The organism is Curvibacter sp. GW821-FHT01G03 (assembly GCF_059422285.1).
In genome coordinates, this window is record NZ_JBWKWP010000002.1 from 119,002 (window position 1) to 138,724 (window position 19,723).

The window sequence follows — 19,723 nt, forward strand, 5'->3', positions numbered from 1 at the left end:
TCAGGCTTTCTTGTGGGCGCTGCCCTGGGGTTGTCGATGCGCCTGGGCGTCGCCGTCTTCGCCGATGAAGCGGTTGCCCTCGACGGAGCGGCCGCCGCTGATCATCATGTTGCGGTATTCCTCTTCGGTCATGCCGGTCATCGAGCCCGCCATCTGCTGGAAGCTCTTGCCATCGGTGGCGCCGATCTTGGCCAGGAAGTAGATGTTGCCGCCTGCGGCCATGCAGCGGTTCAGGTCTCGCGTGAGCACGCCCTGCTTCTGCTCTTCGGTCATGGCCCATTCGTCGAGGTAGGCGCGTTCGTCGGCCTTGAAGCGTTCGCGGTTCTCGGCTTTCATCAGGCTCATGCAGAACTGGTTGAGCCAGTAGCCCTTGCGCGATTGCTCGGCGTCAAAGATGGTCGTGCCGGGCACGTCCAGGTAGGGTTTGTTGAGGGCCATGTCAGACTTCCTCGGGCCAGTAAAGGCGCATGGGGTTTTCGACCAGCAGTTTTTGCTGCAACTCGGCCGTGGGCGCGATGTGCGGGATGAAGTCGACCAGCAGGCCGTCGTCGGGCATGTGGTCCTTCAGGTTGGGGTGGGGCCAGTCGGTGCCCCACAGCACGCGGTCCGGGAACTCTTGCACCACGGCGCGGGCGAAGGGGATCACGTCGGTGTAGGCGTTCTGTTCACCGTTCAGGGCCTTGGGGCCGGTCACGCTCAGGCGCTCGGGGCAGCTGACCTTGCTCCACACGTTCTGGTGTTCGCGCATGAACTTCAGGAACAGCTGGAACTCGGGGCCGTCGATGGGCTTGCTCACGTCCGGGCGGCCCATGTGGTCGACCACCACGGTGGTGGGCAGGGCGGTGAAGAAGTCCCACAGCTCGGGCAGGTCCACCGCCTCGAAGTAGATCACCACATGCCAGCCCAGCTTGCCGATGCGGCCAGCGATTTCCAGCAGCTCGTCCTTGGGCGTGAAATCGACCAGGCGCTTGACGAAGTTGAAGCGCACGCCGCGCACGCCGGCGGCGTGCAGGGCCTGCAGCTCTTCATCGGTGACCGAGCGCTTGACGGTGGCCACGCCGCGGGCCTTGCCGCCGCTGGACAGGCAGGCATCGACCATGGCGCGGTTGTCGGCGCCGTGGCAGGTGGCCTGCACCACCACGTTGCGGGCAAAGCCCAGGTGGTCGCGCAGCGCGTACAGCTGTTGCTTGCTGGCGTCGCAGGGGGTGTATTTGCGCTCGGGGGCGTAGGGGAACTCGGCCCCCGGGCCGAACACGTGGCAGTGCGCGTCAACCGCGCCGGCCGGCAGCTGGAAGCGCGGCTTGGCCGGGCCTTCATACCAGTCCAGCCAGCCGGGGGTCTTGGTGAAATCACCTGTGGTGGGTTTGCTCATGTCAATCTCTGTGGGGGTGGGTAGGCCAAAGAGGCGGCCAGCAGCAGGCCGCCTGCGGGGGCATCAGTCGATGTATCAGTCGATGTACTTGAGGCCGGCGGCCGCCAGCGGCTCTCGCATCTTGTACATGTCCAGGCCCAGCACGCCCGAAGCCAGCTTGGCGCGCTTCTCGCCTTCAAACGATTCACGCTTGATGGCGGCGGCCAGGGTTTCGGCCGCCCGGGCCGCGGGCACGCACACCACGCCGTCGTCGTCGGCCACGATCACGTCGCCCGGGGTGACCAGCATGCCGGCACACACGATGGGAATGTTCACCGAGCCCAGGGTGGCCTTGATGGTGCCCTTGCTGCTGATGGCCTTGCTCCAGACCGGGAAGTTCATCTCCTGCAGCGTGGCCACATCGCGCACGCCGGCGTCGATGATCAGCGCACGGGCGCCGCGGGCCTGGAAGCTGGTGGCCAGCAGGTCGCCAAAGTAGCCGTCGGTGCATTCGGCGGTGACGGTGGCCACCACGATGTCGCCCGGCTGGATCTGTTCAGCGGCCACGTGCATCATCCAGTTGTCGCCGGGCTGCAACAGCACGGTGACCGCGGTGCCAGACACTTTCTGGCCGGCGTAGATGGGGCGCATGTAGGGCTTGAGCAGGCCGACGCGGCCCATGGCCTCGTGCACGGTGGCCGAGCCCAGGGCGGCCAGGCCGTCGGCGGCCGCGCGGTCGGCGCGGGTGATGTTGCGGTAGACGACTCCGAGTTCGTACATGGTGTTGGCTCCTGATCGGTGTGGGGTTACAGGCCCTTGGCCTTGAGTGCCTTGTCCAGGCGCGGGAACACGCGGCGGGCGTTGCCTTCGTAGACCTTGTAGCGATCTTCGTCGCTCAGGTTGGGCGTGGCGGCCACGTAGCGCTTGGTGTCGTCGTAGTAGTGGCCGGTTTCGGGGTCGATGCCGCGCACGGCGCCAATCATCTCGCTGGCGAACAGGATGTTGTCCACCGGGATCACCTTGGTCAGCAGGTCGATGCCCGGCTGGTGGTACACGCAGGTGTCAAAGAAGATGTTGTTGAGCAGGTGGTCCTTCAGCAGGGGCTTCTTCAGCTCTTGCGCCAGGCCACGGAAACGGCCCCAGTGGTAGGGCACCGCGCCGCCGCCGTGCGGGATCAGGAACTTCAGCGTGGGGAAGTCCTTGAACAGGTCGCTGGTCAGGCACTGCATGAAGGCCGTGGTGTCGGCGTTCAGGTAGTGGGCGCCGGTGGTGTGGAAGCAGCTGTTGCAGCTGGTGCTCACGTGGATCATCGCCGGGATGTCGTACTCGACCATCTTTTCGTAGATGGGGTACCAATGGCGATCGCTCAGGGGCGGGCTGGTCCAGTGGCCGCCCGAGGGATCGGGGTTCAGGTTGATGCCCACGTTGCCGTACTGCTCCACGCACTTGACCAGTTCGGGGATGCAGGTGGCCGGGTCCACGCCGGGTGATTGCGGCAGCATGGCGGCCGGGATGAAGTGCTCCGGAAACAGCTCGCTGACGCGGAAGCACAGCTCGTTGCAGATGGCGGCCCAGGTGGACGAGGTTTCGAAGTCGCCGATGTGGTGCGCCATGAAGCTGGCGCGCGGGCTGAAGATGGTCAGGTCGCTGCCGCGCTCTTTCATCAGCTTGAGCTGGTTGGTCTCGATGGACTCGCGCAGCTCGTCGTCGCTGATCTTCAGCTCAGAGGCCTTGGGGGCCTTGCTGGGGTCTTTCAGGGCGGCGATCTGCAGGTCGCGCCAGGCGCCCAGGGCAGCCGGGGCGGTGGTGTAGTGGCCGTGAACGTCGATGATCATCGGGGATTCTCCAGAGGGTCGAAAACAAAAAGGGTTCGCAAGGCTCAGTGCGCCGCCACCGGCACGAGGCGGGCGCTGCCGTCATCGCCCCCCTTGGGGCGCTTGAATTCTTTCAGCATCAGGGCGGCGGTGGCAATGATGCCGGGGATGGCCACTACGGCAAAGATGTCACCAAAGCTCAAATGTCGGGCCGACAGCTCAGCCACCAGGAAAGAGCCGGCAATGCCGCCAAAGCGGCCGATGCCCAGCATCCAGGCCACGCCGGTGGCACGGCCACGCGTCGGGTAATAAGCCGCGGCCAGGGCCGGCATCGACGATTGCGCCGTGTTCATGATGGTGCCGGCGACAAACACCACCACCACCAGCCAGCCCACCTGGCCAGCAGCCTGGCCGATGGCCCAGATCGACACCGCGGTGAGGGCGTAACCGGCGGCAATGATGCGGTTGGCGTTGAAACGGTCCATCAGCCAGCCAAAGAACACGGCACCCACGCCGCCCAGCGGAAACAGGGCCGCGATCAGCGTACCGGTCTTGGGGTCGATGCCGGCATCCTTGAACAACACAGGCATCCAGTTGATCAGCGCATAGAAGATCACCAGGCCCATGAAATAGGCCAGCCAAAGCATGAGCGAGCCCACGCGGTAGGGCGCCGACAGCACCACGCCGATGCCGCTCTTGGCATCGGAGTGGGCGGCCGTCTCAGTCAGCACAAAGCGCTTGGCACCCTGCACGGCGGGGCCGGCAATGCGGGCCAGCACCGCGCGGATGCGCTCCACCGGCTGGCCATTGGCCACCATGTAGCGCACCGATTCAGGCAGCAAGACCACCAGCAGCAGCACCAGCAGCAAAGGCACGCCGCCGCCCAGGATCAGCACACTGCGCCAGCCGAAGTTCGGGATCATCCAGGCGGCCAGAAAGCCGCCGAAGGCCGCGCCCAGTGGAAAGCCGCAGAACATGGCGTTGGTCAGGGTGGCGCGCCGGCTGTCCGGGCAGTATTCGCTCATCAGGGTCACGGCATTGGGCATGGCGGCACCCAGGCCCAGGCCGGTCACAAAGCGCAGCACGCTCAGCGTGGTGAGGTCGGGGGCAAAGCCCGAGGCCAGGCAGGCCACGGCAAAGATCAGCACCGATCCCACCAGCACCGTCTTGCGGCCCAGGCGGTCAGCCAGCGGCCCGGCCAGCAGGGCGCCCGCGGCCAGGCCGAACAGGGCGGCACTCAACACCGGGGCCAGTGCGGGTTTGCTGACGCCCCATTCCTTGATCAGCGAGGGGGCGATGTAGCCGATGGCGGCGGTGTCAAAACCGTCCAGCAGCACAATGAAAAAGCACAGCGCAAAAATCACCCACTGAAAGGGCGAAAACGGGTGCTCGTTGAGCAGGGTCTGGACATTGACGTCCGTGTTATTGGGCTTCATGGCTTGTCTCTGGTTGATCCATCGGGGTGATTCCCTCCCTCGCCAAATCAGGCTGGCGCTGTCTCCGGATGGACAAGGGCCGCCCGGGCGCGCAATTCGTGTTGGCGCTGATTCTCGACAGCGCCGGCCGGCCTTGCCAGCCGCCCCCCACACTAGCTGGTATACCGAATTGATATAGTTCGATCAAAGGTATTCAAAATCACGTGTCATGGACCTCAAACAGCTCGAATACTTCGTTCGCGTGGCCGAACTGGGCAGCTTCACCCGCGCCTCGATCGCCCTCAACATTGCCCAGCCTGCGCTCAGCCGCCAGGTTCGCATGCTGGAGGTGGAGTTGCGCCAGAACCTGCTCGACCGCAACGGGCGCGGTGTCAAGCTGACCGAAAGCGGCAAGCTGCTGCTGGAACATGGCCGCGGCATCCTGCACCAGGTGGCCGTGGCGCGTGAGGAAATGGGCAGCGCCCGCGGCGCCCTGGCTGGCCGGGTGTCGGTGGGCCTGCCGCCCAGCCTGTCGCGCCTGATCACCGTGCCGCTGGCGCGCGCCTTCATGCAGCACCTGCCGCAGGCACGGCTCACGCTCACCGAGGGCTTTTCGGTGCAGATGTACGAGGGCCTGCGCGTGGGCAACCTCGACATGGCCGTGCTGTACAACCCGGTGCGCTCGCCCGACCTGGAGATGAGCACCCTGCACGAAGAGCAACTGGTGCTGATCGCCGCCCGCGACCACCCCCTGCGCCAGGACACGCCGCTGCCGGCCACGCTGAGCCTGCGCGAAGTGGCGGCCCTGCCGTTGATCCTGCCCAGCCGGCCCAATGTGTTCCGCATCCTGATCGATGCCGAAATGGCCCGTTTCGGCCTCAAGCCCCAGGTCACCCTGGAGGTGGACGGCCTGAACGCCATCCTCAACCTGGTGCGAGAAGGCCTGGGCCACGCCGTGCTGCCGGCCTACACTCTGAGCAGTTTCAGCAACGCCACCCCGTTTGTGCTGCACGGCATCCACTCGCCGCGCATCATGAGCGAGCTGAACCTGGTGTGGTCCTCACGCCGCCCCTCCACCGAAACCCACAAGCGCGCCCTGACCCTGATCCGCGAAGTGGTGCAGCAGGCGGTGGCGGGCGAACAGGCCTGGAACCAGGCCCTGGCCGACCCCGAGCCGCCGGCTTAGCGGCCACCGCCGCCCCCATGACCCTGGCCGCGCCCGCCCGGGCTGCAGGCCCAGGCGCAAGGGCCCGGCTCAGGGCCGCCGGCCGGTCACGGTGAAACCACCCTGAGCATGGGGCGCAAACACCTGCGGGCTGACGCGCAGGTTCAGGTCCACCTCGCTGTGCACGGTGACGAGGCCGGGGTTTTGGCGCTTGAGGGCTGCGCCTGAACATCTCCGCCAATCATTGATTTGAGGGGGCTCATTTTTTGACGAACCCCCTCATTTTCTCTGCCCGACGATGGGCATCGTCGCAGTGTTTTGCGACAAATCAGCTTTTCATCAGCGGTAGTTTTGTTTCAGGTTTTTGAATTCGGACAAGTCTCCCGCTGAGAGCGGCCCAGTGCCGGTGGTATTTTTAACCTTGAGTGGCATTTTTGACTTGAATAAATCTTTGGGTGATAAATTCTGACCGAGTTCGTTTCCGTAATTGCTGCCCCAGGCCAAGACGGATCCATCGGAGATGAGCGCATAGCTGGCTGAGTGGTTGACGCCGATGGCGATCGCATTGTTTAATAAGCCAATTCCATCTTCTGCCACAACGTAATCTGCAAATGGTCTTTCATTACCAACGGTGGAGTTAAGCCCTTCTCCCAGTGCACCCATGTATGCATGGCCCCAGGAAAGCACTTTGCCGCTTTTTTCAAGTGCTAATGAAGAAGTGTGGGATGCAGAAATGGCGGTGATGTTGCTGAGAGGGACGCCATCCACATTTGACATTACCAAGGCTGGTGCGTAGCCTCCAGATGTGGAATTCGCGTTTCTTCCTCTACCCAGTGCTTTCGATTCATTGCTTCCCCATGCGTAAACTTGGCCTGAGCTGGTGAGAGCCAAACTATGGGTGCCTCCTGCGCTGATGCTCACAATATCGGAAAGTATCTTTCGATCGCTTCCGTAAATGACCGGGCGTGCTTTAAATACATACTTCTCTGGTTTGGATGGGGAGTCGCTGGTGCCTGTTTGATTTTCACCATTGTTCCCCCAGCCGTACACCTGTCCATTTTTGGTTAGTGCCAGAGAGAAATTGCCCCCGACACTGATTTGTACTACATCACTCAGTGCAGAGTCATCGTCCAGTACAACGATGTTTGGGTAAAGGCTCTGATTTTTATCTCCTTGTCCGGTTGTGTAACCCCAACCCCAAGTGTAGACATGCCCATCATCTCGTAGCGCTGTTGCATTCCAGGTACCTACGCCGCTTTGCACAATGTTTGTCAATACTCCATTATCGGCGCTGTTGCGCACAAATCCTGGTATCGGATCACCACGATCACTAGCAGAAACTTGACGGCCCAATCTGTAAGAGTGGTCGATGCCCCATGAAAGAACCTGCCCCTCCTCCGTCACCGCCAACGCACTTTGCTCGCCGATTGAAACTGTTGTGATGCCTGCCATGTAGCTGTCGATGGCTATTTTTCCTGGCATTGGAAAGCCTGTTATTTTGGCAGACCTTTCTGCTTGGGCCAGGGTATAGTTTGAGTTGTCTCCCCAAAATAATGGGGTGCCAGAAGCTGGTGTTATCGCATAGGCAGTTCCATTGCCAAAGCTCCCCGCTCTAACTGCTTGGGCCATGATGTGTCGTTGTGGGGTGACTGCTATTTGTAATCTTGCAGAAACTTGATCTTTACTGACGATGATCTCTTGGTTGCCCAGGCGATTTGCCATGACGGTACTGCAGTCAGGCTTGATGGTAATGGCATTGGAATCCACGGCGACACAATTCAAAGGTTCGCTGAGAACGACTCCCTCAGAGCTTTTTAAACTTATTTTTAGAGGTGTCTCGATTTTCCATTGCAGTTTTGATGTGGCGGTTGTCGCGCTTCCGGAGGATGGCGGCGCTGTGGGTGTGCCTGTTCCATCTTGGTTTGCCATAGAGCCCCCGCCCCCGCATGCTGATAAAACACTGGTGATCGATAAGGTGGCCAATAGCAATTGACGTTTGTTGGGGGTTTTGTTTTTTTGCAGGGTGATTTGGGTATGCATGAGATGATTTGTGAATTTTTGTGTTGAGGAATTGGGGGTATTTTCGAGTTCATGTTTGATGTACTATTTTTAGATTAAGTTGGCTTGTGGTTGTGCTCAACGGGTATCTGATGCGTGGTTGTTGTTGAGTGATTCTCGGATTTGTGAGTTTTTGAAATTGGCGTGATCTTTGTTGATTTGTTTTGCAAATTTTGAAATAATCCGCTTGTATTGATTTTTGGGCTGGAATCCTGGTGGCATGTTTGATGTACGAATTGGCAAGTGCGCATCAGTGAGGTGTTTTTTGGGGGGGTGAAGCGGTCGTCAATTGTCAAATGAATGCCAAGTAAATCCTCTGAAAAAGGTATGGCAATTGCATTGCCCGCTAAGGTCCACCCGTATGCGCGCGGTTGCCAATAAAGACGGGGGCTGCGCCAACTTGCCACTGTTGCGGCCGTGCTGCGCATCTACAGTTTGTCGCGGCGGTGGTTTGAGGCGCCCTGCTGCGGTGGCGTGGTAACTTGTGAGACCGCCGTATCGGCGTGTCGTCGATATGGGCTGAACAGCAAGTAGCCCCAACGAGGCCGACGTAGCGCGCCTCAGGGCTTGCTTGTTGGAACGTCTGTGTTGTGGGCGGGCACCATTCACACCGCCCTGGTTCAGCAGGGCCCTGATGCTCAGGGCGTATCTGGCTGCGATTGCCTGTGTGATTTCAGTGATCTGCTTCTTTGGGAGCACGCAAGGACGGAGTGATCCCGATGTGCGCCTGACCTGAATGGCCGAACAGGAGGTGGTGTCATCGCAAGCAGGTCACTCGACCAGCCCCCTCAATACGACTTCGGCAGCCCCAGCACCTTCTCGGCAATGAAGCACAGGATCAGTTGCGGGCTGACCGGGGCCAGGCGCGGGATCCAGGCTTCACGCAGGTAGCGCTCCACGTGGTATTCCTTGGCGTAGCCCATGCCGCCGTGGGTGAGGATGGCGTTTTCGCAGGCGTGGTAGCAGGCTTCGGCGGCCAGGTACTTGGCGCTGTTGGCCTCGGCACCGCAGGGTTGGTGCTGGTCGTACAGCCAGGCGGCCTTGTGCACCATCAGGTGGGCGGCCTCCAGTTCCATCCAGGATTTGGCCAGCGGGTGCTGGATGCCCTGGTTCATGCCGATGGGGCGGTCGAACACCACGCGTTCCTTGGCGTACAGCGCGCCGCGTGCCAGGGCGGCGCGGCCCAGGCCCACGGCCTCGGCGGCGATCAGGATGCGTTCGGGGTTCAGGCCGTGCAGGATGTAGCTGAAGCCCTGGCCTTCTTCGCCGACGCGGTCTGCCACCGGGATGCGCAGGCCATCGATGAAGACCTGGTTCGAGTCGACGGCCTTGCGGCCCATCTTCTCGATCTCGCGCACCTCGATCTGGCGGCGGTCCAGGTCGGTGTAGAACAGGCTCAGGCCTTCGGTGCCGCGGCACTCTTCGACCGGGGTGGTGCGGGCCAGCAGCAGGATCTTGTTGGCCACCTGGGCGGTCGAGATCCACACCTTCTGGCCGGTCACCACATAGTGGTCGCCCTGGCGCACGGCGCGGGTCTTGAGCTTGAGGGTGTTCAGCCCGGTGTTGGGCTCGGTCACGCCGAAGCAGGCCTTGTCGCGGCCGGCGATCAGGGGCGGCAGCCAGCGCTGCTTCTGCTCGTCGCTGCCGAACACCACCACCGGGTGCAGGCCAAAGATGTTCATGTGCACCGCCGAGGCACCCGACAGGCCGGCGCCGGTGGCCGCGATGGTGTGCATCATCAGCGCGGCCTCGCTGATGCCCAGCCCCGCGCCGCCATAGGCCTCGGGCATGGCGATGCCCAGCCAGCCCGCGTCGGCCAGGGCCCGGTGGAAGTCGTCCGGAAAGCCGCCTTCGCGGTCGTGACGCAGCCAGTAGTCGGCATCAAAGGGGGCGCAGACGCGCTCGACCGCGTCACGGATCTGCTGCTGTTGCTCGGTCCAGCCGAAATTCATGCCGCACCTCCGACCGGGCCGGCCCGGCGCACGCGCTCGGGGTTCTCGCCGTAGGGCGGGCTGTAGATCACCAGCAACTTCACCGGTGTGACGCTGGTGACCTGGAACACATGCATCTCGTCGGCCGGAAAAAAGCAGGCATCGCCCGGCCCGAGCTCAAAAGACTGGCCGGCCACCTCGGCGTGGGCCGTGCCTTCCAGCAGGTAGCAGGCCTGCTCCATGCCGGGGTGCGCGTGGGGCAGGGCGCCACCGCCTGGGGCCAGGGTGCCCAGCACCACCTCCAGGTGGCGCGCGCCCACGTTGTCGGGGCCGATCAGGCGCTGGTTCTGGGTGTGGGCGTGGTTGGCTGGCTGGTAGCTGGGCACGCTGCCGGCGCGAACGCAGTAGTCGTATCGGGGGGCTTCAGACATGTCGGTCTTTCGGGTGGGGGGGCTCATTCGGGGCGGATGCCGGCCTGGCGGATCAGCTGCCCCCAGTGCCGCAGTTGCTCGGCCACATACTGGGCAAAGGCTTCGGGGGTGGCGCCCGGCCACACCTGAAAGCCGATCTGGGCCAGCTTGTCTTGCACGTCGGTGTCGGCCAGCACGGCGTTGATCTCGCGGTTGAGCCGCTCGACCACGGGCGGCGGCAGGCCGGCCGGACCGAACACCCCGTTCCACGAGGTCAGGTCGAAGCCCGCCACGGTCTTGCCGATCGGGGGCACGCCGGGCAACAGGCGCGAGGCCTCGGCCGTGGTGATGCCCAGGGTGCGCACCTTGTCGCTCTTGAGCATGCTCATGCCCGAGCCCAGGTCGGCCACATACATCTGCACCTGCCCGCCGACCAGGTCGGTCATGGCCTGGGGGCTGGATTTGTAGGGCACGCCCACGATGTCCAGGCCGGCGATGCGCTTGAGGGTTTCGCTGGCCACCAGCGAGGTGCTGTTGGGCGTGGCATAGCTGAGCTGGCCGGGGTGGGCTTTGGCGTAGGTGATGAACTCGCTCAGGCTGCGGGCCGGTACAGAGGGGTGAATCGCCAGCGCAAACGGCAGTTCACCGACGCCGGCCACGGGGGTGAAGTCTTTGATCGGGTCGTAGCGCAGTTGGGCGAACAGGCTGGGGTTGGCCGAGTGCGAGGTGTTGGTGGTCATGAACAGCGTGTAGCCGTCGGGCTTGGCCTTGGCCACGTACTGCGCGCCCAGCTGCGCGCTGGCACCGGGGCGGTTGTCGATCAGCACGGGTTGTCGCAGTCGTTCGGCCAGCTTTTGGCCCAGGGTGCGGGCCACCGAGTCGGTGCCGCTGCCGGCCGCAAAAGGCACGACCAGGGTGATGGGCCCTGTGGGGTAGGGGTTGGGCGCGGCCGGGGCCGTGCTCAGGCCTTGGGCACGGGTGGCCAGTGGGCCGCCCAGGGCCAGGGCGAACAGGGCCGCGCAGGCATGCAATCGGTTCATGGTGTTGTCTCCAGGAGGGGGCACCGGTCTGTGCCGGCTGCCAGGGCCTGTCGACAGGCCCTGGTGCGCCATCTTGGAGAGGGATGGCCTGCGGGTCCAATTCGAAAAAGAACGCCGCCGATTGCTTTTGTGAATCGTGGCCCTGGTTGGGCCCGCGTCCGCAGCCTGAGCCCATCGATCTGCCCCGTCGTTGAGGCGCTGGAGAGGTGTTGCCCCGGCTTGTGTGGGCCAGGGCATCCCGTGCGGCTCAGTTCTACCTGCTGGCGGCAATCGCCTCGCGCACCGAGGTCAGTTGACGGCGAGACACGGACAGGCGTTCATCGAGGCCTTGCAGGCGCACGGCCCAGCCATCGCCCTCTTCGCTGTCGTAGTGCTTTTCGAGGGCACGCACCGCCTGGCGGGCCACCAGCGCGTTGCGGTGGATGCGCATGAAGCGGTTGGGGTAGCGGGTTTCGAGGTCGCTCAGCGAGCCGTCGAGGATGTAGCTGCGCACTGCTGTGCGCACGGTCACGTACTTGAGTTCGGCCTTGAAGTACAGCACCTCGGCCAGCGGCACCCGCTCGGTGCGCCCCCGGTCCTGGATGATCAAGTGCTCGGAGGGGTTGTTGTCGGCCTGCGGCTGGCTGCGCTGGGTCTGCAGTCGGCGCTGGGCCTTCAGCAGGGCTTCGCTCAGGCGGTCGGCGCGCACCGGCTTGGTGAGGTAGTCGACCGCGTCGAGGTCGAAGGCCTGCACTGCATGCTCGGCATAGGCCGTGACGAAGATCACCACCGGCGGCCGCCTCAGGGTGCGCAGGTGGTTGGCCAGGCCCAGGCCGTCGGTGCCGGGCATGTGGATGTCGAGCAAGACCACATCGATCGGCTCTCGATCGAGCACGGCCATGGCCGTGACGGCGTTGGTGGCCTCTTGGACGGTGAAGGGGTGGGCTGCGTGCAGGTCGCTGAGCAGCGTTCGCAGACGGGAGCGTGCCAATGCTTCGTCGTCAACGATCAGAAGGTGAAGCTCCATGGTGCTTTCTAGACGTTGATTGAATCCATGCGGCAAGGTTGTCTCCATGCCTCGACTCACGTCGGAAACGTGATTCGGACATGGTAGCGGTCGTCCCTCACGCCAGCACTGAACTCAATTTCGACGTCGTGCAACAAACGCAAGCGGTCGCTTACATTGGCGAGCGCTATCCCGTGACCAGCTGTCTGAGCGGTCGTTTTTTGGGCTTCCGGTGGTAGTGAGTTAATGATATCCAGACGCACTCGCGTCCCCTGAATGCGGGTTCGCACGATCAGCTCGCCGCCCACTGCGCTGGGTTCCACGCCGTGCTTGATGGCGTTCTCCACCAGGGGTTGCAACAACAGAGGCGGCAGCCGGGCCTGCCCGGCCTCGGGGTCGAGCTCCCACTGCACGCTCAGGCGCTCGCCGAAGCGCACCTGCTCGATGGCCAGGTAGCGCTGGGCCAGCGCCACCTCCTCGTCAAGGGTGGCGGTCTCGCCGTGTTCGATCAGGGCGGCGCGGAACAGGTCGCTCAGGTCTTCCAGCAGGGTTTCGGCACGGGCGGGCTCGGCGCGCACCAGGGCAATGGCGCTGTTGAGGGTGTTGAACAGAAAGTGCGGCCGGATGCGCGACTGCAGCTCGGCCAGGCGGGCGGTGGTCGCGGCCGGGGTGCGTGCGCGGGCACGCCATACCAGGCTGGCCACCAGCAGCCCGGCCAGCAGGGCGCCGGTGCAGGCGCTGGCCAGCCAGGGCGAATGCTCGATGAAACCGGTCAGGGCCAGCAAGCCGCAGCCATACAGGCCGGTGGCGGCGCCCAGCAGGCTGCCAACCGCGTACTGGGCGGGTGCCGGCAGCCGGGCCAGCAGGTGCTTGAGCAGGCAGGCCGAAACCAGCCAGGCCAGGGTTCCGGGCAAGGCGGCGCAGGTGAGCACCCCCGTCAGGCCGACCCAGGCCATGAAGGAGTCGACCGCGTACAACGCGGCCACACCCATCACGGTTTCGACGAACATCACGGCGCGCAGAACCACCCCCAGATGACAGGCGTCGAACACCAGCGCAGCGGTGCTGGCGGGGGGCTTGGGAGCGGTTTGCGCCGCGGTCGGACCGAAGGTCGATAAAATTTGCGAATCTTTCATGGCCTTTCGCCTATTCGGCGACCTCCTGGGCAGCGGCCCAGTGGCCCCCTCGACACGGATTATTGCTTTTCATGACCACCAGCTCCAACGCCAACCCAGGTGCCAACCCGGCTGCCCAAGCCCCCCAAGCCCCCCAAACCGCCGTCAACCAACTCGACAACAAGTCGGAAGGGTGGTCGGCGCTGTTTTCCGAGCCGATGAGCGATCTGGTCAAGCGCTACACCTCCAGCGTGTTTTTCGACAAGCGCCTTTGGCTGGCGGACATCACGGGCTCGCTGGCCCATGCCGACATGCTGGCCACCCAGGGCATCATCGGCGCGGACGACCTGGCCGCCATCCAGCGCGGCATGGCCCAGATCCGGGCCGAGATCGAAGCCGGCACGTTTGACTGGAAGCTGGACCTGGAAGACGTTCACCTGAACATCGAGGCCCGCCTGACCCAACTGGTGGGTGATGCCGGCAAGCGCCTGCACACCGGCCGCAGCCGCAACGACCAGGTGGCCACCGATGTGCGCCTGTGGTTGCGCGGTGAAATCGACTTGATCAGCGGTTTGCTGGTGGACCTGCAAAAAGCCCTGCTCGACATCGCCGCGCGCAATGTCGAAGTGATCCTGCCGGGCTTCACCCACCTGCAGGTGGCCCAGCCGGTGAGTTTTGGCCACCACATGCTGGCCTATGTGGAGATGTTCAGCCGCGACGCTGAGCGCATGGCCGATGTGCGCCGCCGCACCAACCGCCTGCCCCTGGGTGCCGCCGCCCTGGCTGGCACCAGCTACCCGCTGGACCGCGCCCGCGTGGCTGCGACGCTGGGCATGGATGGCGTGTGCCAGAACAGCCTGGACGCCGTGAGCGACCGCGATTTCGCCATCGAGTTCACCGCCGCCGCCTCGTTGGCCATGGTGCACATCAGCCGCCTGTCTGAAGAGCTGATCCTGTGGATGAGCCAGAATTTCGGCTTCATCCAGATCGCCGACCGCTTCACCACCGGCAGCTCGATCATGCCGCAGAAGAAGAACCCCGACGTGCCCGAACTGGCCCGGGGCAAGACCGGCCGCGTGGTGGGGCACCTGATGGGCCTGATCACGCTGATGAAGGGCCAGCCGCTGGCCTACAACAAGGACAACCAGGAAGACAAAGAGCCGTTGTTCGACACGGTGGACACCCTGAAAGACACGCTGCGCATCTTTGCCGAGATGGTCGAAGGCATCACCGTGCGCCCGCAGGCCATGGAAGACGCGGCCAAGCGCGGCTACGCCACCGCCACCGATCTGGCCGACTACCTGGTCAAGAAGGGCCTGCCTTTCCGTGACGCCCACGAGACGGTGGCCCATGCCGTGAAGGCGGCCATCTCGCACAACGTGGACCTGTCCGAACTGCCGCTGGCCGTGCTGCAGCAGTTCAACCCCAGCATCGAGAAGGACGTGTACGAGGTGCTCAGCCTGCGCGGCTCGCTGAACGCCCGCAGTACCCTGGGTGGCACCGCCCCGGATCAGGTTCGCGCCCAGATCGAGCGCCATCGCGCCCGCCTGGCCTGAGCGACCGTCGGCGGTTTCAGCCTGGTCTAAGCCAGCCCGGCCATGCTGGGTGGGTCCAAGTGAACGGAGGGCTCCGAGATGCGTCTGTTGCTGGTTGAAGACGACCCCATGATCGGCCAGGCCGTGCTCGACGTGCTGCGCGCCGAGCACTACGCGGTTGACTGGGTGCGCGATGGCGAGATGGCCGACACGGCCCTGCGCAGCGCCAGCTACGACCTGTTGTTGCTCGACCTGGGCCTGCCGCGGCGCGACGGGCTGCAGGTGCTGCGCGACCTGCGCGCGCGGCGCAGCACTCTGCCGGTGCTGGTGGCCACGGCCCGCGATGCGGTCAGCGACCGCGTGGCGGGGCTGGATGCGGGTGCTGACGACTATGTGGTCAAACCCTTTGACACCGATGAGCTGCTGGCCCGCGTGCGGGCCCTGCTGCGGCGCCAGGCCGGGCAGGCCGGCCCGGTGTTTGAACAGCACGGGGTCAGCCTGAACCCGGCCACCCATGAAGCCCGACTCAATGGCCAGCCGGTGACCCTGTCGGCCCGCGAGTGGGCCGTGCTGGAGCCGCTGATCTCGCGCCCCGGGGTGATCTTTTCGCGTGCCCAGCTCGAAGAAAAGCTCTTCAGCTGGAAGGAAGACATCAGCAGCAACGCGGTCGAGGTCTACATCCATGGCGTGCGCAAAAAGCTCGGCGCCGGCCTGATCCAGACCGTGCGCGGCCTGGGCTACCTGGTGCCGCGCGAATGAGGTGGCGCTGGCGGGTTTCGGCGCGGCATTCGCTGCGGGCGCGCCTGCAGGCACTGGTGCTCGGCACCATCTTGCTGGCCTGTGCCGTGCTGGCCGCCACCGCTTACCGCAATGCCTTGTTCGAGGCCGATGCCCTGTTTGACGAGCACTTGCGCCAGATGGCCCAGGCGGTGCAGCAAGGCGTGCCATTGGGTTGGATCAACCCCGAAGAAGCCAGCGAAGACGCGGGCATCGAGGTACAGATCTGGGGGGCCGATGGCGATTCACTGTTCCGCTCACCACGCTCGGTGCTGCCGGGGCGAGCCGTGCTGGGGTTCTCAGACATCCAGAGTGGCGGTGTGCGCTACCGTGTCTACACTTTGCAGACGGCCTTGCAGACGGTGCAGATCGCGCAGGACATGAGTGCGCGCGATGCGCGGGCCCGGGCCCTGGCTTTCCGGGCCGTGCTGCCCTTGCTGGGCATCACCCCGATGCTGATGCTGGTGGTGGGCTGGATCATCGGGCGCGCCCTGCGCCCGGTGCAGCGCATGCAGCGCCAGGTGGCCAGGCGCAGCGCCGACGACCTGTCGCCCCTGCCCGAGCAGGGCCTGCCCGACGAGGTGCGCCCGCTGGTGGGCGAGCTCAACGCGCTGTTCGCGCGTGTGCAGAGCACGCTGCAGGCCCAGCGGCACTTTGTGGCCGATGCCGCGCATGAACTCCGTTCACCCCTGACGGCGTTGCGGCTGCAGATGCAGGCCCTGCAGCGCGCGGCCGACGAACCCACGCGCGAGCTGGCGGCCCAGCGTCTGCGCCAGGGCATCGAGCGGGCCATCGACCTGGTTGGCCAGTTGCTGTTGCTGGCGCGCCAGGAGTCGGCCCCCGAGGCCCAGGCCCAGCCGGTTGACCTGCTGGCCCTGACCCGCGAGGTACTGGCCGAATGCCTGCCGCTGGCGGGTGCGCGGGGTCTGGACCTGGGGGTCGATCAGGCCGATGCGCTGACAGTCCCCGGCCAGGCCGAGGCCTTGCGCGTGCTGCTGCGCAACCTGGTGGACAACGCGATCAAATACACGCCGGGCCCGGGCACGATTGACGTCTCGCTGCTGCGCCAGGCGGATGGCACGGTCGCCTGGGTGGTTGAGGACAGTGGGCCTGGCATCCCGGCAGCCGATCGTGCCCGGGTGTTTGACCGCTTCAAGCGTGGCGAGGGCGTGGCCGAGGTGCCAGGCAGCGGCCTGGGGCTGGCCATCGTCGAGGCGGTGGCGCGTCAGCACGGCGCCCGGGTCAACCTGGATGAGTCGGAGCGCCTGGGCGGCTTGAAGGTGACCGTGGCCTTCGGGGCCATGGCCGGCTGACGCCGGCCTGGTCTGAGTTTGTTCTGAGCGCGCTCAGTGCATCTTCAGGTGCGGCAGCAGGGCCGCCAGCAAGGCCTGCACCACGCCCGGTGGCAGATCGTGGCCCATGCCCTCGATGGTGAGCAACCTGGCCCCCGGTATGCGGCGGGCGGTGTCTTCGCCGCAGGCCACCGGCAGCAACGGGTCTTGCCGACCATGCACCACCAGCGTTGGCACATGCAACTGGGCCAGCGCGCGAGCCCGCTGGGTGTCGGCCAGCACTGCCGCCAGTTGCCGTACCACGCCTTCGGGGTACACGGCCCGGTGAATGCCGGCCAGCAGCCGCTTGCGCTGGTCCTCCAGGTCTTGCGGAAAGTTGGGGCTGCGCAGCAGGTGGAACAGCGCCTGCTGGTGCGCCAGCAGGCTGGCCGTGTCAAGGCTGGCGGGGGGGCGCAGCAGCGCGGTGCGCACGGCCCGTTCGGGGCCTGGCAGGTGACGGGCGCCGCTGCTGCTCATCACGCTGCAAAGGCTGCGCACCCGGCCCGGGGCCAACAAGGCCATGTGCTGGCCGATCATGCCTCCCAGGTCCACCCCCAGCACATGGGCGCGCTCGATGTCCAGTGCATCCAGCAGCGACACGGTGTCCTGGGCCATGTCCTGCAGCGAGTACGGGGGGCGGATCGGCAGGCCCACCGAGCGGCGCAGCCAGGCCCACGGCAGCCCGGGCACGCCCAGTTCCGGAAAGCGCTGCGACAAGCCTGCATCGCGATTGTCGAAGCGGATCACTCGGTAGCCCTCGGCCAGCAAGGTGTCCACCAGGCGCGAGGGCCAGGAGATCAGCTGCATGCCCAGGCCCATGATCAACAGCACCACCGGGGCCTTGGCGGGCCCCTGGTCACGGATTTCAAGGTCAATCAGGCGGGTCTGGAGTTTCATGTCGTGCAGGGCGGTCCAAGGGGACTGCAGTGGAGGAGGGGGCCTGCAATCCGGCGCGGATGTACTGGCTGGACGTGGCGAATGGGTAGCCAGAAGGCCTGTTTGAAACCATTGATGACGTGGCTTACAACACCCTTCGCGCTTGCATTGATTGGCTTCAGATGAGGCCGGACGGCTTCAAGGCGGGCGGTTTAAGACAGCGCTAAGACTGGCCGGGCACAGTGCTTTCATCGCAACACCGTTTTGGTCAGGAGTCTTCGATGAAAAACACCGTTCAATGGCCCGCATCCCGCCTGGTCATGGCCCTGCTGGTGGCGGGCGCCCTTGGGGGCGCTGGCGTTTCGGCCGTGCAGATGGGCTTGGCCCATGCCCAGACGCCCCCGGCGCTGGTGGCCGCTGCCGGCCCTGCGGCCACTGCGCCGGTCGGCGCGGTGCAGGCGCCCGACTTTTCGGTCATCACCGAGCGTTACGGCCCGGCCGTGGTCAACATCAGCGTCGTGGGCACCACCCGCGTCAGCAATGAATCCAATGACGATGACGACGAGGCCAACGCCCAGGGGATGCCCCAGGACATGCCCCCGGCGATTGCCGAGTTCTTCCGCCGCTTCGGTGGCCCCATGCCCGGCCAACGTCAGGGTCCGCGTGCCCAGGAAACCCCCACCCGGGGCCAGGGCTCGGGCTTCATCGTCAGTGAGGATGGTGTGATCCTGACCAATGCCCACGTGGTCAAGGGCGCCAAAGAGGTCACGGTCAAGCTGACCGACCGGCGTGAGTTTCGCGCCAAGGTGCTGGGCTCTGACCCGCGCACCGACGTGGCGGTGATCAAGGTTGATGCCAAGAACCTGCCGGTGGTCAAGTTCGGCCGCATGGCCGATCTGAAGGTGGGCGAATGGGTGTTGGCCATCGGCTCGCCCTTCGGTTTCGAGAACACCGTGACGGCTGGCGTGGTCAGCGCCAAGGGCCGCTCGCTGCCGGACGACACGGCCGTGCCCTTCATCCAGACCGACGTGGCCATCAACCCCGGCAACTCCGGCGGGCCGCTGTTCAATGCCCGAGGCGAGGTGGTCGGCATCAATTCGCAGATCTACAGCCGCACCGGCGGCTACCAGGGCGTGTCCTTCGCGATTCCGGTGGATGTGGCGATCCGCATCCGCGACCAGATCGTGGCCACTGGCAAGGTTGAACATGCTCGCCTCGGCGTGGTGGTGCAAGAGGTCAACCAGACCCTGGCCGATTCGTTCAAGCTCGACCGGCCTGAGGGTGCGCTGGTGTCCAGCATTGAGAAGGGGGGCCCGGCGGAGCGCGCCGGCCTGCAACCCGGAGACGTGATCCGTCAGGTGAATGGCCAGCGCATCGTCTCTTCGGGGGATCTGCCGGCTCTGATTGCCCTGGCTTCGCCGGGCGACAAGGTCAGCATCGAGGTCTGGCGCAAGGGCAGCACCGAAAAGCTGCAGGCCCAGTTGGTGAAGGTGGGCGACAAGACCGCCAAGGCCGAGGGCGACAAGTCTGCGGACCAGGGCAAGCTGGGCCTGGCCCTGCGCCCACTGCAACCGCAGGAGCGCGAACAGATCGGCGCTGAAAGCGGTCTGCTGGTGCAGGACGCCCGGGGTGCTGCGGCGCGGGCCGGCGTGCAGCAAGGCGACGTGCTGCTGGCCGTCAATGGCACCAACGTCCGCTCGGTGGATCAGGTGCGTGAGGCGGTGGCCAAATCCGACAAGTCGGTGGCCCTGCTGATCCAGCGCGGTGAGCAGCGCATCTTTGTGCCGATCCGGCTGGGTTGACCGGCCAGGGGCCTGGGTGCCCCCACGCCCTTGAACACAAGCCCCCGCAGCGCGGGGGCTTGTTGCATTGAGGCCCTGATCGGATGGATCGTGATCCATGCACTGGCCGATGGCCACC

The 19,723-nt window shown here is 64.9% G+C and carries 17 protein-coding genes; 5 read left to right on the forward strand and 12 right to left on the reverse strand.

Annotated elements, in window-relative coordinates:
• From ligA to AC07VS_RS02770, 5 genes are all read right to left on the reverse strand, one after another.
• Positions 1-438: a protocatechuate 4,5-dioxygenase subunit alpha gene (ligA, locus tag AC07VS_RS02750; protein ID WP_492346743.1), complete on the reverse strand. Its 438-nt coding sequence runs from the start codon at positions 436-438 to the stop codon at positions 1-3.
• 1 nt (position 439) lies between these two features.
• On the reverse strand, positions 440-1,372 hold the full coding sequence (locus AC07VS_RS02755) for an amidohydrolase family protein (protein WP_492346744.1): 933 nt from the start codon (positions 1,370-1,372) through the stop codon (positions 440-442).
• Positions 1,373-1,447: 75 nt separating this feature from the next.
• Complete coding sequence (ligK, locus tag AC07VS_RS02760; protein WP_492346745.1) at positions 1,448-2,131, reverse strand: 4-carboxy-4-hydroxy-2-oxoadipate aldolase/oxaloacetate decarboxylase; 684 nt, start codon at positions 2,129-2,131, stop codon at positions 1,448-1,450.
• 26 nt (positions 2,132-2,157) lie between these two features.
• Positions 2,158-3,186, reverse strand: a complete 1,029-nt coding sequence (locus AC07VS_RS02765) for an amidohydrolase family protein (protein ID WP_492346746.1) — start codon at positions 3,184-3,186, stop codon at positions 2,158-2,160.
• A 44-nt stretch (positions 3,187-3,230) separates the two neighbouring features.
• Complete coding sequence (locus AC07VS_RS02770; RefSeq protein ID WP_494656334.1) at positions 3,231-4,601, reverse strand: MFS transporter; 1,371 nt, start codon at positions 4,599-4,601, stop codon at positions 3,231-3,233.
• 208 nt (positions 4,602-4,809) lie between these two features.
• On the opposite strand from AC07VS_RS02770, the gene AC07VS_RS02775 reads away from it, so the two are divergent.
• Positions 4,810-5,766 carry a LysR family transcriptional regulator gene (locus AC07VS_RS02775; protein ID WP_494750183.1) on the forward strand — a complete coding sequence of 319 codons (957 nt, stop codon included), beginning with the start codon at positions 4,810-4,812 and terminating at the stop codon, positions 5,764-5,766.
• A 318-nt stretch (positions 5,767-6,084) separates the two neighbouring features.
• Here AC07VS_RS02775 and AC07VS_RS02780 read toward each other — a convergent pair whose 3' ends face one another.
• From AC07VS_RS02780 to AC07VS_RS02805, 6 genes are all read right to left on the reverse strand, one after another.
• Entirely contained in the window at positions 6,085-7,785 is a 1,701-nt protein-coding gene (locus tag AC07VS_RS02780) for an RCC1 domain-containing protein (RefSeq protein WP_494750184.1), read from the reverse strand.
• Positions 7,786-8,591: 806 nt separating this feature from the next.
• Positions 8,592-9,755, reverse strand: coding sequence for an acyl-CoA dehydrogenase family protein (locus AC07VS_RS02785; RefSeq protein WP_492346749.1), 1,164 nt, complete (start codon positions 9,753-9,755; stop codon positions 8,592-8,594).
• Positions 9,752-10,165: a cupin domain-containing protein gene (locus tag AC07VS_RS02790; protein ID WP_494750185.1), complete on the reverse strand. Its 414-nt coding sequence runs from the start codon at positions 10,163-10,165 to the stop codon at positions 9,752-9,754. Before AC07VS_RS02790 ends, AC07VS_RS02785 begins: the two co-directional genes overlap by 4 nt.
• 23 nt (positions 10,166-10,188) lie before the next feature.
• A complete protein-coding gene (locus AC07VS_RS02795) occupies positions 10,189-11,184 on the reverse strand; it encodes a Bug family tripartite tricarboxylate transporter substrate binding protein (protein ID WP_492346751.1) in 996 nt (331 codons plus the stop codon).
• 253 nt (positions 11,185-11,437) lie between these two features.
• Positions 11,438-12,190, reverse strand: coding sequence for a LytR/AlgR family response regulator transcription factor (locus tag AC07VS_RS02800; RefSeq protein ID WP_492346752.1), 753 nt, complete (start codon positions 12,188-12,190; stop codon positions 11,438-11,440).
• Positions 12,191-12,246: 56 nt separating this feature from the next.
• Positions 12,247-13,305, reverse strand: coding sequence for a sensor histidine kinase (locus AC07VS_RS02805; protein WP_494656337.1), 1,059 nt, complete (start codon positions 13,303-13,305; stop codon positions 12,247-12,249).
• 71 nt (positions 13,306-13,376) lie between these two features.
• Here AC07VS_RS02805 and argH point away from each other — a divergent pair, with 71 nt between their 5' ends.
• The 3 genes from argH to AC07VS_RS02820 all read left to right on the forward strand — a co-directional run bounded on the left by argH (position 13,377) and on the right by AC07VS_RS02820 (position 16,909).
• Positions 13,377-14,840 carry an argininosuccinate lyase gene (argH, locus tag AC07VS_RS02810; RefSeq protein WP_494750186.1) on the forward strand — a complete coding sequence of 488 codons (1,464 nt, stop codon included), beginning with the start codon at positions 13,377-13,379 and terminating at the stop codon, positions 14,838-14,840.
• Positions 14,841-14,918: 78 nt separating this feature from the next.
• Positions 14,919-15,578, forward strand: a complete 660-nt coding sequence (locus tag AC07VS_RS02815) for a response regulator (RefSeq protein WP_492346755.1) — start codon at positions 14,919-14,921, stop codon at positions 15,576-15,578.
• Positions 15,575-16,909 carry an ATP-binding protein gene (locus tag AC07VS_RS02820; RefSeq protein WP_494656338.1) on the forward strand — a complete coding sequence of 445 codons (1,335 nt, stop codon included), beginning with the start codon at positions 15,575-15,577 and terminating at the stop codon, positions 16,907-16,909. The genes AC07VS_RS02815 and AC07VS_RS02820 overlap by 4 nt, the downstream gene beginning before the upstream one ends.
• Before the next feature lie 33 nt (positions 16,910-16,942).
• Here the strand turns inward: AC07VS_RS02820 and AC07VS_RS02825 are convergent, their stop codons facing one another.
• Positions 16,943-17,824, reverse strand: a complete 882-nt coding sequence (locus AC07VS_RS02825) for an alpha/beta fold hydrolase (RefSeq protein WP_494656339.1) — start codon at positions 17,822-17,824, stop codon at positions 16,943-16,945.
• A gap of 260 nt (positions 17,825-18,084) precedes the next feature.
• On the opposite strand from AC07VS_RS02825, the gene AC07VS_RS02830 reads away from it, so the two are divergent.
• Positions 18,085-19,605 carry a Do family serine endopeptidase gene (locus AC07VS_RS02830; protein ID WP_494656340.1) on the forward strand — a complete coding sequence of 507 codons (1,521 nt, stop codon included), beginning with the start codon at positions 18,085-18,087 and terminating at the stop codon, positions 19,603-19,605.
• Positions 19,606-19,723 lie beyond the last annotated feature (118 nt).

Coding starts and splice junctions, on each gene's coding strand:
- ligA (WP_492346743.1), bottom strand. CDS start 438: ATGGCCCTCAACAAACCCTACCTGGACGTGCCCGGCACGACCATCTTT.
- AC07VS_RS02755 (WP_492346744.1), bottom strand. CDS start 1,372: ATGAGCAAACCCACCACAGGTGATTTCACCAAGACCCCCGGCTGGCTG.
- ligK (WP_492346745.1), bottom strand. CDS start 2,131: ATGTACGAACTCGGAGTCGTCTACCGCAACATCACCCGCGCCGACCGC.
- AC07VS_RS02765 (WP_492346746.1), bottom strand. CDS start 3,186: ATGATCATCGACGTTCACGGCCACTACACCACCGCCCCGGCTGCCCTG.
- AC07VS_RS02770 (WP_494656334.1), bottom strand. CDS start 4,601: ATGAAGCCCAATAACACGGACGTCAATGTCCAGACCCTGCTCAACGAG.
- AC07VS_RS02775 (WP_494750183.1), top strand. CDS start 4,810: ATGGACCTCAAACAGCTCGAATACTTCGTTCGCGTGGCCGAACTGGGC.
- AC07VS_RS02780 (WP_494750184.1), bottom strand. CDS start 7,785: ATGCATACCCAAATCACCCTGCAAAAAAACAAAACCCCCAACAAACGT.
- AC07VS_RS02785 (WP_492346749.1), bottom strand. CDS start 9,755: ATGAATTTCGGCTGGACCGAGCAACAGCAGCAGATCCGTGACGCGGTC.
- AC07VS_RS02790 (WP_494750185.1), bottom strand. CDS start 10,165: ATGTCTGAAGCCCCCCGATACGACTACTGCGTTCGCGCCGGCAGCGTG.
- AC07VS_RS02795 (WP_492346751.1), bottom strand. CDS start 11,184: ATGAACCGATTGCATGCCTGCGCGGCCCTGTTCGCCCTGGCCCTGGGC.
- AC07VS_RS02800 (WP_492346752.1), bottom strand. CDS start 12,190: ATGGAGCTTCACCTTCTGATCGTTGACGACGAAGCATTGGCACGCTCC.
- AC07VS_RS02805 (WP_494656337.1), bottom strand. CDS start 13,305: ATGAAAGATTCGCAAATTTTATCGACCTTCGGTCCGACCGCGGCGCAA.
- argH (WP_494750186.1), top strand. CDS start 13,377: ATGACCACCAGCTCCAACGCCAACCCAGGTGCCAACCCGGCTGCCCAA.
- AC07VS_RS02815 (WP_492346755.1), top strand. CDS start 14,919: ATGCGTCTGTTGCTGGTTGAAGACGACCCCATGATCGGCCAGGCCGTG.
- AC07VS_RS02820 (WP_494656338.1), top strand. CDS start 15,575: ATGAGGTGGCGCTGGCGGGTTTCGGCGCGGCATTCGCTGCGGGCGCGC.
- AC07VS_RS02825 (WP_494656339.1), bottom strand. CDS start 17,824: ATGAAACTCCAGACCCGCCTGATTGACCTTGAAATCCGTGACCAGGGG.
- AC07VS_RS02830 (WP_494656340.1), top strand. CDS start 18,085: ATGAAAAACACCGTTCAATGGCCCGCATCCCGCCTGGTCATGGCCCTG.